Source organism: Granulicatella sp. 20925_1_45 (assembly GCF_041433555.1).
In the GTDB taxonomy this organism is placed as follows: Bacteria; Bacillota; Bacilli; order Lactobacillales; family Aerococcaceae; genus Granulicatella.
In genome coordinates this window covers 1-2,967 of the sequence record NZ_JAPWBR010000036.1, presented here as the reverse complement: position 1 = coordinate 2,967, position 2,967 = coordinate 1, and the positions used below count along the sequence as shown (strand labels likewise).

The 2,967-nt window shown below is 37.0% G+C and carries 2 protein-coding genes; both read right to left on the bottom strand.

The genetic code is table 11. From position 1 onward, the window contains the following. Positions 1-15: 15 nt before the first annotated feature. Positions 16-1,380, bottom strand: coding sequence for a MobV family relaxase (gene mobV, locus O3798_RS08595; protein ID WP_371464297.1), 1,365 nt, complete (start codon positions 1,378-1,380; stop codon positions 16-18). A 358-nt stretch (positions 1,381-1,738) separates the two neighbouring features. Beyond that, positions 1,739-2,521, bottom strand: a complete 783-nt coding sequence (locus tag O3798_RS08590; protein ID WP_371464296.1) for a replication initiation protein — start codon at positions 2,519-2,521, stop codon at positions 1,739-1,741. Between the last annotated feature and the right edge of the window lie 446 nt (positions 2,522-2,967).

The following is a 2,967-nucleotide window of genomic DNA, read 5'->3' as shown; positions in this document are numbered from 1 at the left end:
GCAAAATACGACACGTTACATGCTACGACCGTAATCTTGTTCCCTTTCTTCAGAACGGTCTTGACCTGCTTCGATACGGTTTACCTTTCGTATAACGTCGTTTACGTGCTCTTTAGGGATATTGTCTAAGATAATATCTACACGTTTATTCAAGAAATCAATCTGTTTGCTATGTTCTGTATAGGACGTAATCAACACGTCAACGCTCTTTCTGTACTCTTCATTCTCGTAAGCGAAACGCTCATTTTCTTTTTTGTAAGTCGCTATCTTCTCTTCAATCTCTCGTTCTTTTTCAATCTCAGATACTGTAATCATGAGTTTTGCACGTTCTCGAACTTCTCTATCCAAATCTCTATCCAAACCACGCTTTTGATTAAGCTCTGTTTTAAGCGTTTTGTTCTCTTTTTTCAACTCTCGATTTTCCTTGAAGAGTTCTATTTGCTTGTTATACATCTCTTTGAAACGCTCATACATGTCTTTTACGAGGTCTAAGAGTTGATGAACAAGAGAACTATTCACTTTCAAGCTCTCACTAAACATCACTTTGTTAGAGTTTAGAATCTGATTAGCAACAGCGGTTATCTCATCTTTTGCGACAAAGTTATCTACTTTGCTCTTCATGAACTCTTGAGAGGTTTCTTTAACGTCCATTTTAACCGCATTTAAAGCGTCATAGAGTGTCGCATTGATTTCCTGTAAGGCTTTGAGTTGTCTTTTCTCTTGAATCACTCCCGCTGCCGTTTTATCCAATTCTTGAACCATGTCATCTAATCGGCTTTTCTGCTTGTCGATAATATCCATAACTTTCTTGTATTCGTGGATATTTTCAATGTTTTGAGTCGTTTTACCTTTCCCACGGACAACGTAAAAGCCTAATTCCTTTAGGTATTCAGGTAGTTTGTCGTGAATGTAGTTGATTTTAGCCCTATCCATAACGACACGAGCCTGTAATTTCCCGTTTTCCTTGTTGACTGGGATAAAGTGAAGGTGCATGTGTGGTGCGGTTTCGTCAAAATGGACTTTAGCACTTACTACGTTCTCTCTTCCGAACTCTTCACAGAAAAACTTATAGCACGACCTAAAGTATTTTTTGGTTTTCTCTTCGCCCCAGGCATCAGCTACGTCTTTTGGAACGGTAATCACGTTTGAATACATCACGACAGAGTTCTTTTGCACTCGTGATCCATTTTCTTTTAGGTCATCTACTCTTGACTTAACACGATGATAAAGTGGTCTATCGTCGTGAACGAAATCGAAGTTCAAATTCGTCCGTTCAAGGTCAATATCGGGATTGGAAATTTTGCCTTTTCTTTCCTGTTCCATTTCCTTTCCCTTAACATCACTCATTTTATTTTTTTGAGTATTCCATGCTAATTCCATATCCAGTTTACACCTCTTTTTTTCTTGAGAAGGGAGCGAAGCGACCTCTCATACTCTTACAAGAGTATAGCACGTTATACTCTCGCAAGCGAGAAACGTGGTCTTGCAGACGGCTGGCGCAAAACTTTCAGTTTTGCTTTGTTGGATATCCTGACGGATATCCAATGTGGGCTTTCGCCCACAATCGACTAATCATGATCATGCTGCAGCATGAATATGATTAGTCTCTGATGAACTGTTTTCGCTACGCTCTTAACAGTTCATCTTGTCCTTTCAATCCGTGACTTGGACGGATTGAAAAGACAGAAAAAAACACCCGTAACTTGGACGGGTGTTTTTTCGTTTTGTGCTGTCGCACTTAATTAACTGACTTTCTATAGCTAGGGTGAAATGCCCTTCTGCGTTTGTCTGATACATGAACCTCATACCCTGTTATCCTACGACCTTTTTTAACTGAAACAAGTGTTGTAGTTATGTCTGGCATTTTCTCTTCGATTTCTTTTAGAGCGACTACAAGGACTCTATCCGTAAATCTTCCAGCAGTCCATGATTTTGATTTTTCAGAACCTAAAAACCAATCTTTCCACTCTTCTAAAGTTCCAGTAATCGTGATTAAATCATTCTGACCAAATCGTCTAGCTTCGATTAGCTTAAGCATGATTAAAGAGTACTTTGATTTGATTTGAGCTAACTCAAGAAGTTTGAATGAGTAGTAGTTTTGCTTTAGCTCAAACAGGTAAGGAGAAGCAATTTCTGAAAATTGGAAAGTAATAATACCATCGTCCCCAACGACCATTTTGTTAAATAAATGCCCCATTACGATAGCCTTTTTACCGTTCTCTTTTCGTGTAACAAAATACAAGGCTGTATTTTCGTTAAGCGTCTTAAAGGCTTTAACAATTCTTTGGTAATTTTGCCCTGAATTAGCCAAGTCAAAATAACGCATTACGTCATTAGACGTCGTTTGAAAAACCTCTTGTTCAACGCTATCTTTACTCACAAAAGAAACACAATAATCTAACAACTTATGTTCAAATGCTTTTAAATTTCCAAACGCTTTTGCTAAGTCGTTGCTTTGTACGACTAAGTAATCATGCCTTGATAATAAGCCGTCTAGATTAGATTTACTGGATTTTCTCATAGTTATAACCCTCCGCACTAAAATGGTATTTATCCCTTTAAATATATTTTTACCATAGTTTTGCAGAAATTGCAATACTAAGGGTATAATCACGCACTAAAATGGTATTTATTACGCACTAAAATGGTATTTATTACGCACTAAAATGGTATTTATTACGCACTAAAATGGTATTTATAGGTGCTGAAAACGTTGATTTAACAACGTTTTGACACCCCCCTAAAGTATATATAAAGTAGTATAAAGTAGTCTATAAAGTAGTTACCTTTACTTAATTAAATTAAATTAAAAGGGGGCTCCGCCCTTCTCAAGAAAAAAATAAAGAGATAGGCTCACAGGCTCTTATCTCTTTTAAACGATTTTAAGAGGGTATAGACGATTTTAAATATTCAAGGGGCATAATTTATCCAACTTAAACCTAAAATCGCTAAAACCCCCTTTTTTTT